We start from the raw sequence: 1,429 nt of genomic DNA on the forward strand, positions 1-1,429 counted from the left end.
CGACGGCAACGGGAACGTGTGGAACCTGGTGTCCGCGAGCACCGGTACCGAGACTGCCCGGTACGAGTATGGCCCGTTTGGGGAGCCTTTGCGGATGACGGGTCCTGTGGCGGGTTCGAATCCGTTCCGCTTCAGCACGAAGCGTACGGAGGACGGCACGGGCCTGGTGCTGTACGAATACCGTGCCTATTCACCCACCTCAGGCCGGTGGCTGAGTAGAGATGTGATTGGGGAGTCGGGAGGAGTGAGCCTCTACGGATTCGTTGGGAATGAGCCTTCACAGCTGGTTGATAAGGATGGTCGAGCTGCTGTAATTGTCATCGGGGGCATAAGTGTGACTGTCGCTGAGTGCGCTCTGGCAGCCGTAACGACGTGCTTAGTAATCCCGGCGTGTCGCGACGCGCTGATTGATTTAGTTAGAGCAGGTGTTAGAGAGATCGGTAAATGCATCGATAAATGCCGTCCAAAGAGGGTGAGGTGCAAGCCATGCGTTCCGCCGGCTGGCACTACAATGTATCGCATTGACTTTGTTCCGCCCTCACGTCCTCACTGGCCGTACACTGGTACCCACACGCACCACTACGTAGTGATGCAGAGTCCGGTTACAGCTCCGGTGCCATGCTTTTGCTGGCCACATAAGACTGGGGTGACTGATGGAATAAGTCCCTACCCGGGAGAGATCCCGTATGTAGAGCCAGGTGGCGGAGGTGTGGAGTACTATTAGAAGCACATATGCCTGCGCAATGGCGGTATTATTCAGGAGAGGTTGTAATGGTTGGGGATTACGTGCGCGAACACGGCGCAGTGGGCATCGTAGAAATGATTATCCAGCCAGCGACAAAATTGTCCGAGTGCTTCCATTGTCCCGAAGGCGGCGTTATGCTCCTGTTTGCTGATGGAGGCCGGTTGTTGATGGAGCCTCCGGACGGGATGCAATGGGAGGACCTTGTGTTCGTAAGGCGTGCCGCCGAGGGGCCGTATGACGCAAACCTTGCATTCGTGTGCATCGTGAGAGAGGACATACTCGTGGACGAGGTTGTCAGGCAGTTGCGCGGACGCGGAATTCGGTTGGAGTGCGTGCGTGGTGCGCGCAGGACGATTATCTGCGTAGGCGAGAAGGATGCGCCTAAGGCACGAAAGCTATTGAAGCCAATGGCGACTAGACAACCTAAAGTAACGGTAATCGAAGGTGGCGAAATGCCGCTTTGATAACATAGATGGTAGCGCCTGGTATTGAAAGGCTATTCTCCCAACTCGCGTGCTAACCCTGAATCCTTAGCCAGCAGTTGGGGTGGCGTGCAAAACGATGTTTTCGAATCGGAGGAGTCTCTAAACGAGATCTGGGAGGGCTCCGGGACCCATCGGGGAGGGGTCGTCCGGGCGCCGGAAGGGCCGCAGGGCCGTGCCAGGGTGGTCTTTTTCCCAGATG

Annotated in this window: 1 protein-coding gene; it reads left to right on the plus strand. The window is 56.8% G+C overall.

Going from position 1 to position 1,429, the window contains the following annotated elements; translation table 11 throughout:
* The first annotated feature begins 28 nt into the window (after nt 1–28).
* Nucleotides 29–724, plus strand: coding sequence for an RHS repeat-associated core domain-containing protein (locus tag G4L39_RS15855; protein ID WP_425485728.1), 696 nt, complete (start codon nt 29–31; stop codon nt 722–724).
* Nucleotides 725–1,429 lie beyond the last annotated feature (705 nt).

This window comes from Limisphaera ngatamarikiensis (genome assembly GCF_011044775.1).
GTDB lineage: Bacteria > Verrucomicrobiota > Verrucomicrobiia > Limisphaerales > Limisphaeraceae > Limisphaera > Limisphaera ngatamarikiensis.